This window comes from Pseudomonas syringae (assembly GCF_021605415.1).
GTDB lineage: Bacteria > Pseudomonadota > Gammaproteobacteria > Pseudomonadales > Pseudomonadaceae > Aquipseudomonas > Aquipseudomonas syringae_S.
The window spans coordinates 61,823-82,055 of the sequence record NZ_WKEQ01000008.1 but is presented as its reverse complement, the minus strand read 5'-3'; the positions used below and the strand labels follow the sequence as shown (position 1 = coordinate 82,055).

Genomic DNA, 20,233 nt, shown 5'->3' with positions numbered 1-20,233 from the left:
AATGACCGCCGCCATCCAACGGCGACTGGAGATTCCAGAGCCAAAGCACACTGCACAACGCAGCGAACTGCACCCGGAGCTGAACCGCGCCCACGTGCGTTTCATCGGCCTCGGTAAAACCTACGACGGCCGTCAAGGGCCGGTCGCCGCACTGGAGGGCATCGACCTGGCCATTCAGCGTGGCGAAGTGTTCGGCATCATCGGCCGTAGCGGCGCGGGCAAATCGTCGCTGATTCGCACGATCAATCGCCTCGAACAGCCGACCTCTGGCCGCGTCCTGATCGACCAAGTGGACATCGGCGGTTTCGACGAAGATCGCCTTGTGGCCCTGCGTCGGCGGATCGGCATGATCTTTCAGCACTTCAATTTAATGTCGGCGAAAACCGTGTGGCAGAACGTCGAATTGCCACTGAAAGTCGCCGGCGTGCCCAAGCTGCAACGCCAGCATAAAGTGCGCGAGCTGCTCGAACTGGTCGGCCTGCAAGCCAAGCACAAGGCCTACCCGGCGCAGCTGTCCGGCGGGCAAAAACAGCGTGTCGGCATTGCCCGCGCGCTGGTGCACGGCCCGGACATTCTGCTGTGCGACGAAGCCACCTCGGCGCTCGACCCGGAGACGACGCAGTCGATCCTCGGCCTGCTGCGCGAGATCAACAAACGCCTGGGTCTGACCATCGTCCTGATCACCCACGAGATGGCCGTAATCCGCGACATCTGCGACCGCGTCGTGGTGCTGGAGCATGGACGAATCGTCGAGCAAGGGCCGGTGTGGGAAGTGTTCGGCAACCCGCAGCACGAGGTCAGCCAGACCTTGCTCGCACCGCTGCAACATGCGCTGCCGGAAGAATTGCAAAACCGTATGCACGCGCAGAGGCCGTCCACAGAGGCCGCTGTAGCGCTGCGCTTGCAGTTCACCGGCAGCAGCGCCGACGAGCCAGACCTTGCCGCACTGTTCGCTGCGCTCGGCGGGCGCGTGCGCTTGCTTCAGGGTGGCGTGGAACGGATTCAAGGGCATGCGCTCGGTCAGTTGCTATTGGCGGTGAACGGTTCCTCGCTGGATGCCGAAGCGTTGCGCCAGCGCGCCGGACAGTGGGCGCAACATGTGGAGGTGCTGGGTTATGTGGTTTGATCGTTTGCTGCAAGGCTTCATCGACACCTTCTTAATGGTTGGCGTGTCGTCGCTGATCGCGCTGCTGGCGGGGATTCCCATGGCGGTGATTCTGGTCACCAGCGACAAAGACGGCATCTACCCGGCCCGGGTGCTGAACCGCGCACTGGGTGCGTTCGTAAACCTGTTTCGCTCGATTCCGTTTCTGATCCTGATGGTCGCGCTGATCCCGTTCACCCGGCTGATCGTCGGCACCACCTACGGCGTGTGGGCGGCAGTCGTGCCGCTGACCATCGCCGCCACGCCGTTCTTCGCCCGCATTGCCGAGGTGAGCCTGCGCGAGGTCGATCACGGTCTGATCGAAGCGGCGCAAGCCATGGGCTGCCGACGCTGGCACATCGTCTGGCATGTATTGCTGCCGGAAGCGCTGCCGGGGATTGTCGGCGGATTCACCATTACGCTGGTGACGATGATCAACTCATCGGCAATGGCCGGTGCCATCGGTGCTGGAGGTTTGGGCGACATTGCCTATCGTTACGGCTATCAGCGCTTCGACAGCCAGATCATGTTGACGGTGATCGTGTTGCTGGTGGCGTTGGTGGCTTTGATTCAGTTGGGTGGGGATCGTTTGGCGCGGGGGCTGAACAAGCGTTAGAGCAAGATCAAAAGATCGCCTGATCGCGGCCCGGGCTTTCGGCCGCTCCTACAGGGGTCGGTGTAGGAGCGGCCGAAGGCTGCGATCTTTTAGGGATCGAAGGTAAGTTTTCGCACACGAAAATCAGAGTGCCAGCAGGCCTGATCCCTTTCATTTGCAGGACATTTCCTAGATCATTCTGCCCGCTTGCACCTGCAGAGTTCGCTGGCTAGTCTCCGTCCGTCACTGCTCATCAGTGATCGGATTTAGTAGCTCGATTCAATAGGTGCATAGCGACTCCATGTCTGCGTCCAGTGTTTGGCCGCATTCAGACTATGGTGGCTGTGCGCGGGGCACTCTCGGGTGCACCGGTTTTCCTATTGACCGGCCTACTAACCTGCGCACAGCCGCCACCCAATGTTTAGTAGGCGGAGGGTGTCGGCTCCATGTCATGAAAATAGGAGCTGTACCATGGACAAAAGCGTTCCCGATCCCCCGCACGACGCCGCCAACAAAGCCTTCACCGACGACCTTCTGAAGGATCGATCGGCGCTGTACCGTGCCATCGACTTTCACCTGACCGGCAAACGCCCTTCGATGCCTGAGGAACTGCGTTTCTACACCGTCAGCGCGGACGTCAGCGCCGAGGAAGCCCAGCTTTATGTAGCTGACCTGCTGCGCTGTGCATCGGTGTCGGCCTACAAATGCGGCGATCAGCTCAGCGGGGCGGATCGACTGATGGTGTTTTCCATCTGGCACCTGCTGGAGATCGCTAAAGCGATGGTGGATCGGTCGATTGATCGCCTGGGGATGAAGCCGGCGGGCTGAATCCCCCCGTCGCCCGGTATGCCGCCTTCGCGAGCAGGCTCGCTCCCACAGGGGTAAGCGTTCCAACGGTGGGAGCGAGCCTGATCGCGGATGGCTGCGCAGCAGCCTAAGGCTGCTTGGCGTATATTCGCCAGATCTCAACCGCCCGCGCAGCCCCAACCATGAAGCAGACTCCCTCCGATCTGGATCAGATCACCGCCACCACGCTCGGCCACTACAACTCAGTGGCGGAGGACTTTCGCGAAGGCACCCGTGACCACGATGTCAGCCAGAACATCGACGCCCTTCTGCGGCACATTCAGGGTCAGGCGCCGCTGACGATCCTCGATTTCGGCTGTGGGCCGGGGCGGGATTTGCAGACATTCACGCGAATGGGCCATGTCGCGGTGGGTCTCGATGGCTCAGAGGAATTTGCGCGGATGGCCCGCGAGGACAGCGGCTGTGAAGTCATGCAGCAGGATTTTCTCAAGCTCGACTTACCGACCGAACGCTTCGACGGGGTTTTCGCCAACGCCGTGCTGTTCCATGTGCCGTTGCAGGAATTGCCGCGCGTGCTCAAGCAGCTTCACGACACGCTGAAACCGGGTGGTGTGCTGTTCAGTTCAAATCCGCGTGGCGATAACCGCGAAGGCTGGAACGGGCAGCGTTATGGCTCGTATCACGATCTTGAGGCGTGGCGCGCTTTGTTGACTGCGGCGGGGTTTATCGAGCTGGAACATTACTTCCGACCGGCGGGTTTGCCGCGCGAGCAGCAGCCTTGGCTGGCGAGTGTGTGGCGTAAAGCGTCTTAGGCAGTCAGGCCGCCATCGCCAGCAAGGTGGCAATGATGATCCCGCCGATCATCGTGTAGGCCATCGGCCCCCCAGAACACTTCGCGCGCAATCGGGATCATGCCCAGGCTCGCCGCCGCTACCGTCAGCAGGATCGGCCGTCGGCGATGCTTAATGCGCCACAGCGGACTCTCCAGTACGACTGCCGCCAGGCTTCATGCACGGCGCTTTCCAGTACTGCCGCCGCGATAAACCTCAGCAAAAATTTCGGTAATCGCCCGTTGTGGCTGGCGCTTGTGCAGTTGTCGAACCTGTTCACTCATTCTCAGCAGCGCCTCGCTCGGTTTGGCCCACTGATCCTTCGGCAGCGGTTCCGACCACTGGCGCATCACCGGCGGCAAGGTGTGTTGGCCCATGGCGTTGATGCGGCGGATTTCCCATTCGACCAAATAGTTGGGCAGTGTCCAGAACGTCATGACGTGATACAGGTACCAGAAAAAACCCGAGACCCGGTTGCGCGAGCCGTCGCGAATCTGCTGATGCATGCGCGCGCGGGCGTTGCGAAACGTGTGCAAGCCTTCGTGGGGCGGGTCGTCGGGGCCTTGTAGATCCTGCAAATCCTGAATCGATTTGAGGTCGTTGACCTCGTACTCCATGTAGCCACGGATCGCCTCCCAATGACTGAGGGCGAGCGACAGGCCGGCGCAGGGAAATTCGACGCTGGTCAGGTTCTCGCCGTGCTGGAAACCGATACCCATGCCGTACTGGCGGCGAACGCCGAACTGGGTGACGCCTTGCGCTTCGATGACCCAGGCGCGGAGGGATTCCCACGGGACGAAGACCGGCTCGGTGGCGCCTTCGGGCATGAAACAGACTTCACGGCGTTGACGGTTGAAACGGGTGGGGATGATTTCGGCGCGTTTGTTGTGGTTGTGGAGCCAGACGCCGAGGCCGATGAGTAAGGTGCAGATGCCGGTTAGTAAACCTACTCCGTAAGCTTCATGGAAGATCCCTTCTATGGCATGAGAAATATCTTCCCATCCCATCCCGAACAAAAAGAACATGAAACCACCGATCAATGGGAATAGGAAAACCACCATAAAAACGAGAGTGAATGGTCCGCCTAAGATGACTTGCCATGAGAACACTTGCGGTGATCCCAAACCGAAATCCATGTACACCTCGTTTAACGCCCCAATATGAGGGCCATAAGGTGGCAGCGGTGTCGGAAGTGGCAACGGCGCAAGATAGGTGATTTTCCCACTTGGAAAGGGCTCGATATCTCCTGCTTTACGCGATTGCTCAACATCCGGCGTCGGCACGGGATGTCGCTGGACGTCACTCATTTTCATGCGCGTTTCCTATTGCCGGCATTCAAGCGCTGAACCTCGGCAAAAACCTCGGTAATCGCCCGGTGTGGCTGGCGTTTGTGCAGTTGTCGAACCTGTTCGCTCATCCTCAGCAGTTCCTCGCTCGGTTTGGCCCACTGATCCTTCGGCAGCGGTTCCGACCACTGGCGCATCACCGGCGGCAAGGTGTGTTGGCCCATGGCGTTGATGCGGCGGATTTCCCATTCGACCAAATAGTTGGGCAGTGTCCAGAACGTCATGACGTGATACAGGTACCAGAAAAAACCCGAGACCCGGTTGCGCGAGCCGTCGCGAATCTGCTGATGCATGCGCGCGCGGGCGTTGCGAAACGTGTGCAAGCCTTCGTGGGGCGGGTCGTCGGGGCCTTGTAGATCCTGCAAATCCTGAATCGATTTGAGGGCATTGACTTCGTACTCCATGTAGCCACGGATCGCCTCCCAATGACTGATGGCGAGCGACAGCCCGGCGCAGGGAAATTCGACGCTGGTCAGGGTCTCGCCGTGCTGGAAACCGATGCCCATGCCGTACTGGCGGCGAACGCCGAACTGGGTGACGCCTTGCGCTTCGATGACCCAGGCGCGGAGGGATTCCCACGGGGCGAAGACCGGTTCGGTGGCATCTTCGGGCATGAAACAGACTTCACGGCGTTGGCGGTTGAAACGGGTGGGGATGATTTCGGCGCGTTTGTTGTGGTTGTGGAGCCAGACGCCGAGGCCGATGAGTAAGGTGCAGGCGCCGGTTAGTAAAGCCAGTTCATATGACGCCAGGTAAATCCCCTCCACGGAATCCAAGATGTCGTCCCGCTCATATCCAAGAATGAGTCCAAGAAAACCGCCCACCAGCGGGAATATGAAGGCGATCATGAATGCCCCATTGAAAGGTAGGCCTAATGTCATCTGCCACATAAAGACTTGGGGGGATCCCAATCCAAAATCCATGTACACCTCATTCAATTCCCCAATATGAGGACCATAAGGTGGCAGCGGTGTCGGAAGTGGCAACGGCGCAAGATAAGTGATTCTCCCACTTGGGAAGGGCTCGATATCTCCTGCTTTATGCGATTGCTTCAGCGCTGGGTTATCACTGTTTTTGGACATGGTCGACCGGTTCCAGCAAATGGGTATCAACCAGCAACAGAGGTGGGGGCTCGGTGACTGATTTCGGCGGCAGCGACGGGAAATGACCCTCACCGCGAGGATTGAGATGAATGAAGTGGGTACGAGAGATCCACTCACCTTGAGCGTTCAACGTTTGCACGCACACTGCCAACTCCAGTGTCTCCGCCACCGGCGCCATTGGCGCATTGCGATTCGGCGGATGTTGCAGGCATAAAATCAGCGGTTCTGCTTGCACCACCTGCAAGGTGTCCGTGACTTCATCGCTGATCACCTCCTTGCGTTCACGCGTGACTCCGCGGCTGTCGAGGGGGCGGAACAGTCGGTGGGCGCCGATACCCAACCGATGAGACGGTTTACCGCTTAATGGTGGCTGGAAGTCGCTGAGTTTCACCCCCGGCAGCGTCAGATGGATATCGCTGGGCTCGGCGCGCAAAAACAGATTTTTCAGTAAAGAGTCATGCGGATTCGACCCAAGGTGTGCAAAAGGAGCGTGAAGCAAGAGGCCGAGATAATGCTGGTACTCATCCAGCGTATAGTCGCCGCGCTCATCGCTGTCCAAACTCCACGGCGTGGTTTTCAGCCATTTGTCGTGAGCGCTGATGTTGTAGCGGTTGTGCAACCAGGTGCCGCCGAACTCCAGCACAGTGAATAAAGCACCGGCCAGATTGACCCGAAAAAATACAGTGGACAGCCGTGTGCCGGCGGCAGCCCATGCGGCTGTTCTTGCCGCAGCACTCCCGGCAGTCGCGACTTTAAAGGTGGCGTGAACGGTATGACTAAGGCCATAGGCATTAACAGCCGTCATACCGCCTGCCCCCACCACGGCAAGAGCAGCACTGCTCTGCGCCGCGCGGTTACCGCTACGCGTTGCTTGCTGCCAATTCTGGTGCTGCGTACTCAGGCTTGAAAATGAAGCAACAAGACCAAAACCGTAAGATAAAAAGCCCAGTCCAACATGCATTTTCCCCATCTGCACATGCACACTCTCCAAGGCTTCAGAAACCAGTTTTTTGCTGCTCGCCTTAAGCGCGGTATCCGCCAAGCTCTGCGCTGCGACAAACCCTGCTGCACCAGTGACGGTGAGGGCATTTATAACTGGCCCCCAAACCCGTTCGTTTCTCGATTGATTCACCAACTCCCTCGTGACCACCACCAAATTCACGACCTGCGCCAAAAACACCAACAACCCAACCCCTTCACTCCTGATCAGATCCGCCCTCGGCACACTCTGAATCCCCATCCGAATGTTCTTCAGCAAACTCCTCACTTCCTGTTGCTGCGCCGGGGCGAACACCACTGTCACCCCGGCCCGGGCCGGCGTGGCGCCGTAAGTGCGTACCGAGGCATCCGGCAGTTCGGCAATCGGGCTCAATGCACCCGCCAGCCTGCTCTCAAGTTGCGCCAACTGTGCACGCACGCGAACGATCTCGGTCTGCAACTCAACCGCTCGCGGACTTTTGTGCCCCGACAGGTGTTTGTTATGGGTCAGCCGGTTGCGCTCACCGGTCAGGCTCTTGAGGTATCCGCGCTCCCGGAGCATGTCCTTGATGTCGGTTTGCAGCGCCGCGTGTTCGGCCGGGGTGGTAACGGTGAAGGTCACGCCGGTGGTTTTTGCCGCGTCGAGGATGCGCGCCGGCAGCGCTTTCGGCAGATGACGGAACAGTTCGTCAAGGTCGGGGACTTTCCCGCCTGCCAGATCGAAGCCTGCCAGTGCACGATTCAAGCCCAGGTTCAGTGCCGGGGTGTAGCTGTGCTGCACCGCGTCGGCGACAGCGCGAGTGTGCTCGGGCAGATCGTCGAGGGCTGGCAGGTGCGGGTGTTCGATGCTGTGCAGGGTTTGCAGCCAATGGGGCAGGTTGTTGAACAGGCCGACTCCGGCGTTGGACACCACTGTGTATTGGGTCAGCAGTTCAGGCCGGATGCGTAGCGCCAGGGTATAAAACGCCGAGCGTGTCAGCTCCGGATGCTGTTCCAGGTAGCCAAGCATCTTTTCACTGGCTTGGTCACTGCGGCAGAGGTCTTTGACGCAGGCGTATTCGGCGGCGAAGGCTTCGGCCAGTTGGTGCGGCGCCTGAGCATCGAAGTACCAGGCCGAACGATGAAAGCGACCGGCACACACCAGTTGCGTGCGGTCTTCGGTGATGCGTTCGAGCAAGCGGTTCCAGCGTCCGAGATCCGCGCGATGCTGGAGCAGCGAGTCGTCCATTTTGGCGCGGTCGATGAAATCGTTGATCCCGCCCTTGCCGGTGAAACTGGAGCCTTCGAGCGCGTCCTCGATGCGCTTGTTTTGCTGCTTGCCCAGCTTGACCAGCACCTTGAGGTGGCGGTCGACGAAATGATCAGGGGCCATCGAAAAATGCTGGCGGGTGTAGTAGCTGCGATCTGCATCCTCAATGGCGCGCCGGTGAGCAGTGATGTCTGGAGTGCCGCCCTGATACCTGAGCATTTCCTGGACGTCGGCCTGGGCCTGCTTGCGCAATTGCTCAAGCTGCGCAGGCACGGGCCCGTCGGGCGGTTCGACCTTGCCACCCTTGTTCAAGTAATCGAGCAAGGCTTTGCGGGTGCCTTCCCGCGCAGGCTCGAGCAGTTGCTGCAGATCAATGAGCAGGGCTTTTACCGCCGGGTCGTCGCTGGCATCGGCCAGATTAGCGATGTCTGGCGGGCTGAGCAGGCTCAGGGATTCGATGTAGCACGCCAGCAGATAATCGCGCTCGTTGTGGTCGGCATTGCTCCAGTCGTCAATCCAGCCCACCACCATGTCCTGATACTCGGCCAGGTCGCGCAACACGCCGAGATCGTCGTTTACCACCAGGAACAGCGTGTCGCTCTGATAAAGCGCTCGAACCCGTCCGAGAAATTCACCCATGTGCGCCTCGCGAAAGCGCCGGGGCCGTTCCCACAGATAGGGTTCACGTTCGTGTTCCGGGTCGCCGTAGACCGTGACCGCAGGCAACAGACTTGCCGGAGGTCGCGCGACGCTTGTCGGCTCGGCTTCAAGGTCGGCGTGATCCTCCGCAGCTTGCGCCTGCTTGAGCGGCACAGTGGCGATCTCCGCCAACCAGCGTTTGCTTTGCTCGACCGTAAGCAGGTGCTCACCACCGGTGAGGCAGTTCACCGGGCCGAGGTTTACGGCCTGCATGAAATGCTCGCGCTCCTCGGAACTGTCGAGCACTTGGGCGCATTTGGCGGCGGTCCACTGTGTTTCGGCGAACGTCACATGCAAGGTGCTGCTGCGCGAAAAAATCAATGCTGGACGCTCTTCGATTGGCGTGCGCTGGTCACTGGCGACCTTGTCGCCCTTGTGCAGCAAGGCACTGACCTGCCCGTCACGGGTCTGATATTCGTGCAGGTGACCGGTGACGCTGTCGATGATGTACAACCAGCCATCGCGCAGCATGCGGATGCCCAAGGGGCGTGTCTGGAGGGTATAGGGGAGTGTCAGTTCTGCGCTGGGGTCAAGAGGCTTTTCCACCAGTGCGTAACGCAGCGGCAGAAGCTGCACGTGTGTTTGTTCCAAGGGGCACGCGCCAAGAGAACCGATGGGGGCTTTCGACTCGACGGCTGCGGCGAGGTCGGCAAGGTCTGGCCTGCTCATGGGCGACGTCCCCCATTTACCCAGTCGCGGGCGAGGTCAGCGGCCAGCACGACGCGCTCGTCGACCGGTTGCAGAGACGGGCCATGCAGCAGTCGATTGATCTCGGGATGTCGGCTTAAAGGCGATCCGTCCAATCTGGCCATGATATTGGCGTAATGGAACAGCCCGAACCGACTGTCAAGACCCAAGTCACTGGCTGCGCTTTCGAGCTTCTGCAGCGCAGGCAAACGCTCGGCCACGCTTGCGCCGCGAGGGTGTTCGGGGAAGTGATTGAGCAGATGCGCATCGAGGTCGAGCAGCGCCCGGCGCCGGTCAACCTGATCCAGCGCCAGGCACTGTTCATCGCTCAGGCGATAGGGAATTGGCAGTTCCGGGCACTCGGGATGGCGAGGTTGATGTCGATGCCATGTCGTGGCAGCGTAATCAGGCGTCACCACGTGGGACAGCGGGCCAAACAAACGTTGGTCGCCGCTGCTGAACAGGGCTTGCGCGACGGCGGCATCGGCCAGACGCAGAAAGACCGGGAAACCCCCGGGCATCTGGACGGTCACCAGTTTGCGCAAATGTTGCACGACGCAGTGTGTCGCCGCCTGGCTGAACAGCAGCAGCCCCCACTCCTCGTGCGCACGCTCCAGATAGAACCGGAAAACCGGATCGTCGGGGTTTTTCAGCTGCACCAGCAACGGCGAAATGTCGCTCAAGCCATTGAAGGGTGCGAAGTCATACAGCGCGATGGCGCGTGCACAGGGATCTTGCTTCGCCAGCACCGCCGGCAGATTGGGCAGTGTTACGCCATCGAGTAAAAGAAATGGCTGAAGGTCAGCCCATGGCAAGTCGTGCGGCAGCGCGGTCGACAGCGTCATGAACCGGCTGCCTCGCCCGGATCCAGACGTCCACTGCCCTGTTCTCGTTTGGCCTGGTGGCGACGCTTGAGCGCGTCGCAGGCGCTGGACTCAAGTCCTTGAAGGTCGCAGGCGAACCCTGCATCGTCGAGTTTCAACCCGACATGGCTGACGGCACTGAACATCCACATTTCCCTGTGTCATTTTTTGACACGGGACTCTGCTGGGTTCTACGAGCTGGCGCAGTCAGGCGAATCCATATTTTGCGTAGGACACTTCCGTTAAAACAAACGCAGGCTATCTTTCCGAAGCTGACAAGCAGTTAGCCGCCCCACTCGCTTGCGCCAATAGGGCCTGGCGTCTGCCTACGCGTCTTTTTTGGGCTCGCGGATTTTGTACCAGGCCACATACAGCGCCGGCAAAAACAGCAGCGTCAGCAAGGTGGCAATGATGATCCCGCCGATCATCGCGTAGGCCATCGGCCCCCAGAACACTTCACGGGCAATCGGGATCATGCCCAGGCTCGCTGCCGCCGCCGTCAGCAGAATCGGCCGACGCCGGTGCTCGGTGGCTTGCAGCACGGCGTCCCACGGCGCGTAGCCGTCCTTCTCGAACGCATCGATCTGCGTCACCAGAATCACCGAGTTGCGGATGATGATGCCGATCAGCGCGAGGATCCCGAGAATCGCCACAAACCCCATCGGCGTGCCCGTTGGAATCAGCGCCAACACCACGCCAATCAGCCCCAACGGCGCCACGCTCGCCACCAGGAAGAGCTTCTGCACGCTGTGCAACTGGATCATCAGGAATGTCGCCATCAGGAACAGCATCAACGGCACCACGCTGGCGATCGGCCCCTGGGCCTTGCCGCTCTCCTCCACCGTGCCGCCGGTGGCGACCTTGTAGCCGACCGGCAATTCAGAGGCGAATTTCTCGATGGCCGGTTTCAGTTGCTTGACCAGATCGGTCGGCTGAATTTCGTCGCGCACCGCCGCCTTAATGGTGATGGTCGGCTTGCGGTCGCGGCGCCACACCAGCGGCTGTTCCAGTTCATAGCGCACGGTGGCGAACGCCAGCAACGGAATCGACGTGCCGCTCGGCGTCACGATTTGCAGGTTCTGCAAGGTTTCCGGGGTGCCACGTTCGGCGTCTTCAGCACGACCGACCACGTTGATCAGGTAGATGTCGTCATCGACCTGGGTCACCGGTTGGCCGACGACGATGCTGTTCATCAGGTTGGCCACGTCTTCCGACGACAAACCCAGTTGCCGTGCCTTGTCCTGGGCGATGTCGATGCGCAGGACTTTGCCCGGTTCGTTCCAGTCGTAAATGATCTCGCCGATGTGCGAATTCTTGTCGAGTTCGGTGGCCAGGGCGATGGCGTGTTTGCGCACCTGATCGATGTCTTTGCCGCTGACCCGGTACTGAATCGGCCGGCCCACGGGCGGGCCCATTTCCAGCGCCTGGACGTAACTGCCGATGCCGACAAAGTCCTTGCGCAACCGTTCGCGCAGCCTCTGGCTCAGGGCTTCGCGGGCCTCGAAGTCTTTGCTGACGATGACCAGTTGCGCGTAGTACGGGTTCTGCAATTGCTGATCGAGCGGCAGGTAGAAACGGATCGCGCCTTCGCCGATGTACGTGCTCCAGCGCACGATGTCCGGATCGTCCTTGAGCGTCGCTTCGAGCTTGTCGACAGCTTTGCGGGTTTCAGCCATCGAGGCGTTTTGCGGCAGGTTGAGGTCGACGAGGATTTCCGGGCGGTCGGACGACGGGAAAAACTGGTTCTGCACGAATTGCATGGAAAACACCGCGCCGATGAACAATGCAATGGTGATGCCGATGGCCCACCAGCGATTGCGCATGGCCCAGAGCATGCCGTAGTTGAACGCGCGGCCGATGCGTCCCGGCTCGCCGTTGTGCGGTTTGACGTTGGCGCTGAGGATGTGCACGCCGATCACCGGTGCAAACAGCACCGCGACGATCCACGACACCAGCATCGCCACCGCAATCACCGCAAACAGGGTGAAGGTGTACTCGCCCGCCGAACTGGCGTTGAGGCCGATCGGCACGAAACCGGCGACGGTCACCAGCGTACCGGTGAGCATCGGGAACGCCGTGGAGGTGTAGGCGAAGGTCGCGGCTTGCTCCTTGGTCTCGCCCATTTCCAGGCGCGTGACCATCATTTCCACCGTGATCATCGCGTCGTCCACCAGCAGGCCGAGGGCGATAATCAGCGCGCCGAGGGAAATCCGCTGCATGGTGATGCCGCTGTATTCCATGAACACGAACACCATCGCCAGCACCAATGGAATCGAGCACGCCACCACCAGACCGGCGCGTACGCCGAGGCTGATGAAGCTGACGATCAGCACGATCACCACCGCTTCGAACAGCGCGCTGGTGAAGCCGCCGACGGCTTTCTCGACCACATCGGCCTGATCGGACACAGTGTGCACGCCGATGCCCACCGGCAGGTCGGCGGTCAGTTGATCCATACGGGCGTGCAGCGCCTTGCCGAACTCCTGAATGTTGCCGCCCTTCTTCATGGCGATGGCCAGGCCGATGGCCGGTTTGCCGTCGAAGCGGAATTCCGGCGTGGCCGGGTCGACGTAACCGCGGCTGATGTCGGCGATATCCGCGAGGCGATAGAAACGGTCGTTAAGCCGCAGATTGACGTCGGCCAGATCCTTTTCCGAAGCAAATTGCCCAGAGGTGCGCACGGAGATCCGCTCCGGCCCTGCCTCGATGACGCCGGCCGGCGTCACTGCGTTTTGCGATTGCAGGCTCTGCACGACCTGGCGCTGATCGATGCCCAGCGCCGCCAGCTTGCGTGTGGAGAAGTTCAGGTAAATGACTTCGTCCTGCTCGCCGACCATCTCGACCTTGCCCAGACCGGGCACATCGCGAATCTCGGCGCGGGCCTGCTCAACGTAATCGCGCAACTGGCGCATCGACAAACCGTCAGCGGTAAAGGCATACACCGAGCCATAGACATCGCCGAACTCGTCGTTGAACCCCGGTCCTTGCAGGCCCTGCGGGAAGTCGCCGCGGATGTCGTTGATCTTCTTGCGCACCTGATACCAGATTTCCGGGATGTCCTTGGCGCTGGTGGTGTCGCGCAGGTACACGAACACCGTGGATTCACCGGGGCGCGTGTAGCTTTTCACGTAGTCGAGGGAGTCGAGTTCTTCGAGTTTTTTCTCGATGCGGTCGGTGACCTGTTTGAGGGTTTCTTCCTGGGTCGCACCGGGCCAGCGGGTCTGGATCACCATGGTTTTGATGGTGAAGGACGGATCCTCTTCGCGACCCAGGTTCATGTACGAAAACACGCCCATCAGCAGCCCGACGAACATCAGATACCACACGAACGACTGATGCTTGAGAGCCCATTCGGATAAGTTGAAAGGCCCTTTCATCGTGGACTGTCCTCGTCGATTTTGACTTTCTGACCGGGTTTCAAACTGTTCACCCCGGCGGTCACCACGCGCTCACCGGCCCTCACACCATCAGCGAGCACCACGGTGCTGTCGGTGCGGCTGATGACGCTGACGTCCCGTGGCGATACGGTTTGCGCTTGGGTGTCGATGACCCAGATGCGGGTTTTGCCATCGGCTTCCTGCAACACGTTGGCGGGTAATTCCAGACGCGGTTTGATCGCTGAACGCAGGGTGACGCTGATCGCCGTGCCGAGTCGAAAGCCTTGCGGCGTGTCGGTCAGCGTCAGGCGGGCGCGCCGGGTGCGCGTGGCGCTTTGTGCCTGGGGTTCGATTTCGCGGATGATCGCCGTGGTGTTGATGCTCGGGTCCAGTTGCGCGGCGACCAGAAACACCACGTCCGAGGGCAACTGATCGACCAGGGTATCGGGCAGGTCGATCACCGCTTCCTTGATATCCGGTTGCGCCAGCGTGACCACTTGTTGGCCGGCGGTGACCACTTGCCCGGCCTCGGCATTCCACGCGGTGACCACAGCTTTATGGTCAGTGCGCAGTTGCACGTAATCGAGTTGATCCTTGGCCTGGCTCAGCGAAGCACGGGCCTGATCCAGCGAAGCCTTGGTGGTTTTCAAATCGGTCTGGGCCACGTCCAGTTGCGCCTGGGCGCCGACGCCACGGTCGAACAATTGCTGCTGACGCCGGGCGTTGGCCTGGGCGTTGATGTACTGGGCCTGGATGCGCGCGAGGTCGCCCTCGGCGGCGCGCAGCTGGTTTTGCTGATCGGTCGGGTCGAGGGTGGCGAGCAAATCGCCCTTGTTCACTTCGGCGCCGACATCGACGTTGCGACTGGCGATGCGCCCCGGAATGCGGAAACCGAGGTTACTTTCGTAGCGCGCCTGGATGCTCCCGGCAAACCGACCGAGGTCTTGCTGATCGAGGGCTTTCACTTCCACCGACAGCACCGGGCGCACCGGCTCCGGTGGCGGCGCCTTGTCCGAACACGCCGCCAGCAGCAGCGCAGAAATCAACGGCAGTCGCTTCATGGCTGGCTTCCCACTTGCAGATCCTTGTAAGTGTTTTCGGCAATTTCAACTTTCATGCCCGGGTGCAGCAACTGGCCCCCGGCGATGATGACTTTGTCACCGGCCTGCAAGCCGTCGCTGACGATGACTTTACCGGTGAGGTAGCGACCGACGGTGACCGTGTGCAACTGCGCTTTGCCCTCATCATCGATGATCCATACGGCCGGGTCACTGAGGTTTTTGGTCAGGGCCGACCAGGGCAATTCCACCGCAGATTTACCCGGCGTCTTGGCGGTTGCGCTGACCACAGATCCCAGTTGCATGCCGTCCGGCAAGCCATCGAGGGTGACCTTGACTTGCACCGTGCCGGTCTGCGCAGACACCGCCGGGGTGATTTCGCGCACGGTGCCAGTGGTTTGTACCTTGGGATTTTCGAGCAGGCTGACGACGATTTTTCGATCCGATGGCGGTTCGGCGAGCAAGGATTCGTAGACGTTGAACACGGCGTCGCGTTCGCCGTCCCGGGCCAGGCTGTAGATCGGCACGGTGGCTTGCACGACCTGGCCGACTTCCGCCTGACGCGCGGTGATAATGCCCGGCGCGTCGGCGACCAGGGCGGTGTAGCTCAGTTGTTCGCGGGCGTTGGCCAGTTGCGCCTGAGCGGCGGCGAGTGCGCTCTGGCTGCTGCGCAATGCGGCTTGGGCCGCGTCGTATTCGGATTGGCTGGTGTAGCCCTTGGGCAGCAGTTTTTGCTGACGGACGAACGCGGCGGCGTTCTGTTTGACCCGTGCCTGTTCGGCCAGCACTTGCGCCTGGGCCGAGTCGACATTGGTCTGCAAATCTTTCGGATCGAGTCTGGCGAGCACTTGCCTGGCGGTAACACGGTCGCCGACATCCACCAAACGCTGGATGATTTTGCCACCGACGCGGAACGACAAATCCGTCTGCACCCGCGCCTGCACATCTCCGGTCAGCGTCACGGAAGCCGCGTAATCCAGAGGTTTGACCTCTTGCACAAAGACCCGGGGCAGATCCTTCTCGGCCTGTTTTTTCTCACCGCATGCGCTCAACAGCACCAGCAGGCAAAGGCTCAACACTGTTTTCAAACCGGGACTCGCCATGCAGACTCCTTTGCGTTGTACGTACGTGCCAGTGACGATACGACTGTGAGCTTAGAACAGGGTTCCGCGTCTGAGTACCGGATCCCTATACTCACGCTAAATCGTTCCCATGCTCCGCGTGGGAACGCCGCCATGGACGCTCTGCGTCCAACTGCGACGCAGAACGTCGCGGGATGCATTCCCATGCGCAGCGCAGGGACGATCTACGAGGAGCCCATGCTCAAAACCCTCGCGGTGGCCAATTACCGCTCGATCAATAAATTGGTGATTCCGCTCGGCCGCCTCAACCTGATCACCGGCCCCAACGGCAGCGGCAAATCCAATCTGTACCGGGCGCTGCGGCTGCTGGCGGAAACGGCTCAGGGCGGCGTCGTCAATGCGCTGGCCCGTGAGGGCGGGCTCGATTCTACGTTCTGGGCCGGCCCGGAAACCATCAGCCGACGCATGCGCAACGGCGAAGTCGCCATTGAGCCGATCGTGCGTCAAGGCGTGAAGCGTTTGCGTCTGGGCTTTGCCGGCGAGGATTTCAGTTATTCAATCAGCTTGGGGCTGCCCGACTCCAACGGGCACTTCATGCTACCGGAACAGACGAGGCCGATTCCCTCGCGCTTCAGCCTTGACCCGCAGATCAAACGCGAATGCATCTGGGCCGGGCCACATTACCGTCCTGCCAACCTGCTGGTGGATCGAGACGGCCCGATGATCCGCGCCCGCGAAGGCCGCAACTGGGACGTGCTGGCCCAACATACGCCAAACTTCGACAGTCTGTTCGATCAGGTCGGCAACCTGCGCAGCTCGCCGGAGGTGTTCCAGATGCGCGAGTTCATCCGCCGCTGGCGCTTCTATGATCACTTTCGCAGCGACGCTGACGCACCGGTTCGCCAGCCGCAATTGGGCACGCGCACACCGGTGCTGCACCACGACGGGCGCGACCTGGCGGCGGCCCTTCAAACCATTATTGAAATCGGTGACGGCGACGCGATGCGTGCCGCGATTACCGATGCCTTTCCGGGCGCACGGTTGCATATCGAAGCTCAGGCAGGTGGACGCTTTGCCATCGAGTTTTATCAGGAAGGATTACTGCGACCGCTGTCAGCGGCGGAATTGTCCGACGGCACGTTGCGTTATCTGCTGCTGATCGCCGCGCTGCTGACCCCGCGACCACCGACGCTGATGGTGTTGAACGAACCGGAAACCAGTTTGCACCCGGATCTGCTGCCGGCATTAGCGCGGCTGATCATTCGTGCGTCGCAACAATGCCAAGTGTGGGTGGTGTCCCATGCACGTCGTCTGATTTCAGCGTTGCAGGACGACTCGCAATGCAATTGCATCGTGCTGGAAAAGACACTGGGGCAGACGGGGATTGTCGGGCAGCGGATGCTGGATGAACCGGCGTGGCATTGGCCGGATTGAACGTACCTTGTACGTTTGCGGGGAAGGAATAAGACAGCTATTTTTCCTTTTGCTGTAGGACGGATCTTTTTTTCATTCAGACCCTCCAAGGACCCACAGCTTTTGGCCAGACTCCCTCGGCCAAACCATCACAAGGAAGAGAACATGGCTGACGTAAAAGCGCCGCAGCGGCTGGACCCGCAGGACATTGTGAAATTACTGATGGCATTGCGCAGAGCGCTGAAAGCCAAAGCGGCATGACCCTGGAGCTGCCGCAGGCTGCGATCTTTACTGTAACCCACAACAAAAACGCCGATGACCTTCACAGGCCACCGGCGTTTTTTTGCAAGTTCACTTCCAATCAGAACGCCGGCAGTACCGCGCCGCTGTACTTCTTCTCGATGAAGGCTTTGACTTCCGGGCTGGTCAGGGCTTTGGCCAGTTTCTGGATCGCGTCACTGTTCTTGTTGTCTTCACGGGCAACCAGGAAGTTCACGTAAGGCGAATCTGCGCCTTCGATCACCAGGGCGTCCTTGGTCGGGTTCAGCTTGGCTTCCAGCGCGTAGTTGGTGTTGATCATGTCCAGATCAACTTCTTTCAAGACGCGTGGCAGCAGGGCCGATTCCAGTTCCTTGAACTTGAAGTTGTGCGGGTTCTTGGCGATGTCTTTTGGCGTGGCCAGGGCGTTTTTCGGATCTTTCAGCTCGATCAGGCCAGCCTTCTGCAGCAGGATCAGGGCACGGCCGCTGTTGCTGCCTTCGTTCGGGATGGCGATGGTGGCGCCGTCTGGCAGTTCAGCCAGGGTTTTGTACTTGCTCGAATAACCACCGAACGGTTCAACGTGAACGCCTTGCACGGTCACCAGGTATTTGGACTTGTCGCCCTTGTATTTGCCTTCGTTGAAGCTGTTCAGGTACGGCAGGGTCTGGAAGTAGTTGGCGTCCAGACGCTTCTCGCCCACCTGTACGTTCGGCTGAACGTAGTCGGTGAACACTTTGATTTCCAGATCCACACCTTCTTTGGCGAGCGTCGGTTTGATCAGCTCAAGGATTTCAGCATGAGGTACCGGGGTCGCGGCGACCACCAGTTTCTCGCCGGCGTGGGCCAGGCCAGCGGTCAGAGCGGCCGCCAATGCGGTAAACAACAGAACCTTTTTCATGCAGTGTCCTTATCGAGAATCACGGTCGTCATCGACGACGGCATTTAATACGAGTGCCAGTGATGTGCTATCGCTGGCGTGGGGCGGACAATACCCGGATTTTTTATTCCCGGACAATAACCTTTATTCAGTTTCATATTCCATTTTGTTCATATTGATCGCACCCCACGTCCCGCGTCTTCCAGCAGTTGCCGTAGCGCAGCCTTATCCGCCGCTGAGCCGCTCGCGAGGATCTGGTTTAGCTGGATTTCTATTTGTGCGAGGGCCGGCGGCAGGTTCAGGTGCTCCGGCAGGATTTCGTCGCCAGTGCTCACCAGCAGCGCAAAGTGAATGACGTTTTCCAGTTCGCGGGTGTTGCCGGGCCAACTGTGTTGTTCCAGCACATGCTGCGCCGCTTCGCTGATCAGCGGCACCGGCAGGTCGAGACGCTGGCTGTAGATGCCGAGGAAGTATTCGGCCAGGGACAAAATGTCGCCGACCCGGGCGCGCAGCGCCGGCAGTTCGAGCTGGCCTTCGCTGAGGTAGTGATAAAGCCGTTCATGGAACTTGCCCGCCGCGACGGCTTGCGCCAGGTCGATGCTGGTCGCCGCCACCAGCCGCACATCGACCGGGCTCGGTTGTTGCGCGCCGACGCGGGTGACTTCGTGATTCTCCAGGGCGGCGAGCAGTTTGATCTGGATCGGCAACGGCAAATCGCCGATTTCGTCCAGATATAAGGTGCCGCCATTGGCCGAGCCGAACCAGCCGGCGCGACTGCTGGCCGAACCGCTGTAGCTGCCGGCGGCATAGCCGAACAGTTCAGCGTCGGCGTAGGTCGGGCTGATCGCTCCGCAATTGACCGAGACAAACAGGCCGCCACGATCACTGGCACGGTGGATGTGGCGGGCAAGCAATTCCTTACCGGTGCCGGTTTCGCCACGGATCAGCACCGAGATCGAACGCGGCGCCAGTTGCTCCAGTTCCTCGCGCAACTGACGCGAGCGTGGATCGACGAACACCAGCGCCTTGGCACGGATGCTCAGGGGACTTTTTTCCGCGTCGGGAAAGGTCAGTAACGGTTGACCGAAGGTTTCAAAACTCATGGCAGGCTCCTGCCCAAAACCGCCGGGAGACGGAGGCGTTCAAAAATAAATAGACTCAAGCGCGACGCCGCGCGTGGTGTTCCAGACGATTTTGCAGACGATAAAGGTAAGCAAAACCTTGCTCCCAACGCTGATGCCCGGACTTCACGTTGATGTGCCCCGCACCCGCCAGAATGCCCGCCTCGGCACCCCAGCTTCGCGCCAGTTCCATGGCTCGCGGTGCACTGACGGCGGCGTCGTTGTCGGAGCTGACCACCTGGCTTGGGAATGGCAACAGATCGCGGGGAATCGGTGCGAAATTGCGCAATGCCGGTGCACATCCCGGGCGTTCGACATCCGCTGGCGCGACCAACAGCGCACCCCGCACTTGGCGCAGCGCCTGCACTGGCGCAGTGGCGGCCCAATGGGCGACCGTCACGCAGCCGAGGCTGTGGGCGATGAGAATGACCGGCGTGCTGTCGGCGGCAATTGCCTCGGCCAACGCGGCGACCCAATCCTCGCGACGTGGCGTCAGCCAGTCGGCCTGCTCGACCCGAGCGCTGTTGGGCAGGCTGTTTTGCCAATGGGTTTGCCAATGATCTTCTGGCGATCCTTGCCAGCCCGGCACAATCAGATAGCGGATTGATTCGTTGTGCATGGGGACTCTCCTGCGTGTCTGTTCCCTGAGGAGTATAAGGACGAGGGTTATATGCGTTAAGGAATAAGAAGCTATTTGTTAAGTTCTATATCGAATATACAACCACGCCCTTTAGGAGCTGCCG

Annotated in this window: 16 protein-coding genes and 1 pseudogene; 5 read left to right on the top strand and 12 right to left on the bottom strand. The window is 60.2% G+C overall.

Annotated features, from left to right (window positions below; translation table 11 throughout):
• Position 1: 1 nt before the first annotated feature.
• From GIW69_RS07750 to GIW69_RS07735, 4 genes are all read left to right on the top strand, one after another.
• Positions 2-1,126: an ATP-binding cassette domain-containing protein gene (locus GIW69_RS07750; protein ID WP_236481545.1), complete on the top strand. Its 1,125-nt coding sequence runs from the start codon at positions 2-4 to the stop codon at positions 1,124-1,126.
• Complete coding sequence (locus GIW69_RS07745; RefSeq protein ID WP_236481544.1) at positions 1,116-1,760, top strand: methionine ABC transporter permease; 645 nt, start codon at positions 1,116-1,118, stop codon at positions 1,758-1,760. Before GIW69_RS07750 ends, GIW69_RS07745 begins: the two co-directional genes overlap by 11 nt.
• Positions 1,761-2,210: 450 nt before the next feature.
• A complete protein-coding gene (locus GIW69_RS07740; RefSeq protein ID WP_236481543.1) occupies positions 2,211-2,567 on the top strand; it encodes a DUF6124 family protein in 357 nt (118 codons plus the stop codon).
• A 161-nt stretch (positions 2,568-2,728) separates the two neighbouring features.
• Positions 2,729-3,358: a class I SAM-dependent methyltransferase gene (locus tag GIW69_RS07735; RefSeq protein ID WP_236481542.1), complete on the top strand. Its 630-nt coding sequence runs from the start codon at positions 2,729-2,731 to the stop codon at positions 3,356-3,358.
• A 4-nt stretch (positions 3,359-3,362) separates the two neighbouring features.
• Here GIW69_RS07735 and GIW69_RS26370 read toward each other — a convergent pair.
• The 9 genes and pseudogenes from GIW69_RS26370 to GIW69_RS07695 all read right to left on the bottom strand — a co-directional run.
• Positions 3,363-3,507 (bottom strand): annotated as a pseudogene (locus GIW69_RS26370) (hypothetical protein); the annotation flags it as partial.
• A gap of 45 nt (positions 3,508-3,552) precedes the next feature.
• The gene (locus tag GIW69_RS07730; protein ID WP_236481541.1) at positions 3,553-4,689 is read right to left on the bottom strand and encodes a hypothetical protein; all 1,137 of its coding nucleotides are present in this window, start codon (positions 4,687-4,689) and stop codon (positions 3,553-3,555) included.
• Positions 4,686-5,570, bottom strand: a complete 885-nt coding sequence (locus GIW69_RS07725; protein ID WP_236481540.1) for a hypothetical protein — start codon at positions 5,568-5,570, stop codon at positions 4,686-4,688. The genes GIW69_RS07730 and GIW69_RS07725 overlap by 4 nt, the downstream gene beginning before the upstream one ends.
• 217 nt (positions 5,571-5,787) lie before the next feature.
• Positions 5,788-9,420 carry a toxin VasX gene (locus GIW69_RS07720; protein ID WP_236481539.1) on the bottom strand — a complete coding sequence of 1,211 codons (3,633 nt, stop codon included), beginning with the start codon at positions 9,418-9,420 and terminating at the stop codon, positions 5,788-5,790.
• Positions 9,417-10,283: a DUF4123 domain-containing protein gene (locus GIW69_RS07715; RefSeq protein ID WP_236481538.1), complete on the bottom strand. Its 867-nt coding sequence runs from the start codon at positions 10,281-10,283 to the stop codon at positions 9,417-9,419. The genes GIW69_RS07720 and GIW69_RS07715 overlap by 4 nt, the downstream gene beginning before the upstream one ends.
• Positions 10,280-10,447: a hypothetical protein gene (locus GIW69_RS07710; protein WP_236481537.1), complete on the bottom strand. Its 168-nt coding sequence runs from the start codon at positions 10,445-10,447 to the stop codon at positions 10,280-10,282. Before GIW69_RS07710 ends, GIW69_RS07715 begins: the two co-directional genes overlap by 4 nt.
• Before the next feature lie 180 nt (positions 10,448-10,627).
• The gene (locus GIW69_RS07705; RefSeq protein ID WP_236481536.1) at positions 10,628-13,678 is read right to left on the bottom strand and encodes an efflux RND transporter permease subunit; all 3,051 of its coding nucleotides are present in this window, start codon (positions 13,676-13,678) and stop codon (positions 10,628-10,630) included.
• Positions 13,675-14,739, bottom strand: coding sequence for an efflux RND transporter periplasmic adaptor subunit (locus tag GIW69_RS07700; protein WP_236481535.1), 1,065 nt, complete (start codon positions 14,737-14,739; stop codon positions 13,675-13,677). Before GIW69_RS07700 ends, GIW69_RS07705 begins: the two co-directional genes overlap by 4 nt.
• A complete protein-coding gene (locus tag GIW69_RS07695) occupies positions 14,736-15,839 on the bottom strand; it encodes an efflux RND transporter periplasmic adaptor subunit (protein ID WP_236481534.1) in 1,104 nt (367 codons plus the stop codon). Before GIW69_RS07695 ends, GIW69_RS07700 begins: the two co-directional genes overlap by 4 nt.
• A gap of 216 nt (positions 15,840-16,055) precedes the next feature.
• On the opposite strand from GIW69_RS07695, the gene GIW69_RS07690 reads away from it, so the two are divergent.
• Positions 16,056-17,252: an AAA family ATPase gene (locus tag GIW69_RS07690; protein ID WP_236481662.1), complete on the top strand. Its 1,197-nt coding sequence runs from the start codon at positions 16,056-16,058 to the stop codon at positions 17,250-17,252.
• A gap of 340 nt (positions 17,253-17,592) precedes the next feature.
• On the opposite strand, the gene GIW69_RS07685 is transcribed toward GIW69_RS07690, so the two are convergent.
• The 3 genes from GIW69_RS07685 to GIW69_RS07675 all read right to left on the bottom strand — a co-directional run bounded on the left by GIW69_RS07685 (position 17,593) and on the right by GIW69_RS07675 (position 20,109).
• Positions 17,593-18,390 carry a MetQ/NlpA family ABC transporter substrate-binding protein gene (locus GIW69_RS07685; protein ID WP_236481533.1) on the bottom strand — a complete coding sequence of 266 codons (798 nt, stop codon included), beginning with the start codon at positions 18,388-18,390 and terminating at the stop codon, positions 17,593-17,595.
• Positions 18,391-18,539: 149 nt separating this feature from the next.
• Positions 18,540-19,472 carry a sigma 54-interacting transcriptional regulator gene (locus GIW69_RS07680; protein WP_236481532.1) on the bottom strand — a complete coding sequence of 311 codons (933 nt, stop codon included), beginning with the start codon at positions 19,470-19,472 and terminating at the stop codon, positions 18,540-18,542.
• Between the two features lie 55 nt (positions 19,473-19,527).
• Positions 19,528-20,109 (bottom strand): alpha/beta hydrolase, encoded by a 582-nt coding sequence (locus GIW69_RS07675; RefSeq protein WP_236481531.1) that lies wholly within the window; start codon positions 20,107-20,109, stop codon positions 19,528-19,530.
• Positions 20,110-20,233 lie beyond the last annotated feature (124 nt).

What these genes read in the sequence shown, in the direction of transcription:
- GIW69_RS07690 (WP_236481662.1), top strand. Translation starts at nt 16,056, where the DNA reads ATGCTCAAAACCCTCGCGGTGGCCAATTACCGCTCGATCAATAAATTG.
- GIW69_RS07675 (WP_236481531.1), bottom strand. Translation starts at nt 20,109, where the DNA reads ATGCACAACGAATCAATCCGCTATCTGATTGTGCCGGGCTGGCAAGGA.
- GIW69_RS07710 (WP_236481537.1), bottom strand. Translation starts at nt 10,447, where the DNA reads ATGTTCAGTGCCGTCAGCCATGTCGGGTTGAAACTCGACGATGCAGGG.
- GIW69_RS07715 (WP_236481538.1), bottom strand. Translation starts at nt 10,283, where the DNA reads ATGACGCTGTCGACCGCGCTGCCGCACGACTTGCCATGGGCTGACCTT.
- GIW69_RS07705 (WP_236481536.1), bottom strand. Translation starts at nt 13,678, where the DNA reads ATGAAAGGGCCTTTCAACTTATCCGAATGGGCTCTCAAGCATCAGTCG.
- GIW69_RS07745 (WP_236481544.1), top strand. Translation starts at nt 1,116, where the DNA reads ATGTGGTTTGATCGTTTGCTGCAAGGCTTCATCGACACCTTCTTAATG.
- GIW69_RS07740 (WP_236481543.1), top strand. Translation starts at nt 2,211, where the DNA reads ATGGACAAAAGCGTTCCCGATCCCCCGCACGACGCCGCCAACAAAGCC.
- GIW69_RS07685 (WP_236481533.1), bottom strand. Translation starts at nt 18,390, where the DNA reads ATGAAAAAGGTTCTGTTGTTTACCGCATTGGCGGCCGCTCTGACCGCT.
- GIW69_RS07750 (WP_236481545.1), top strand. Translation starts at nt 2, where the DNA reads ATGACCGCCGCCATCCAACGGCGACTGGAGATTCCAGAGCCAAAGCAC.
- GIW69_RS07735 (WP_236481542.1), top strand. Translation starts at nt 2,729, where the DNA reads ATGAAGCAGACTCCCTCCGATCTGGATCAGATCACCGCCACCACGCTC.
- GIW69_RS07725 (WP_236481540.1), bottom strand. Translation starts at nt 5,570, where the DNA reads ATGATCGCCTTCATATTCCCGCTGGTGGGCGGTTTTCTTGGACTCATT.
- GIW69_RS07720 (WP_236481539.1), bottom strand. Translation starts at nt 9,420, where the DNA reads ATGAGCAGGCCAGACCTTGCCGACCTCGCCGCAGCCGTCGAGTCGAAA.
- GIW69_RS07680 (WP_236481532.1), bottom strand. Translation starts at nt 19,472, where the DNA reads ATGAGTTTTGAAACCTTCGGTCAACCGTTACTGACCTTTCCCGACGCG.
- GIW69_RS07695 (WP_236481534.1), bottom strand. Translation starts at nt 15,839, where the DNA reads ATGGCGAGTCCCGGTTTGAAAACAGTGTTGAGCCTTTGCCTGCTGGTG.
- GIW69_RS07730 (WP_236481541.1), bottom strand. Translation starts at nt 4,689, where the DNA reads ATGAAAATGAGTGACGTCCAGCGACATCCCGTGCCGACGCCGGATGTT.
- GIW69_RS07700 (WP_236481535.1), bottom strand. Translation starts at nt 14,739, where the DNA reads ATGAAGCGACTGCCGTTGATTTCTGCGCTGCTGCTGGCGGCGTGTTCG.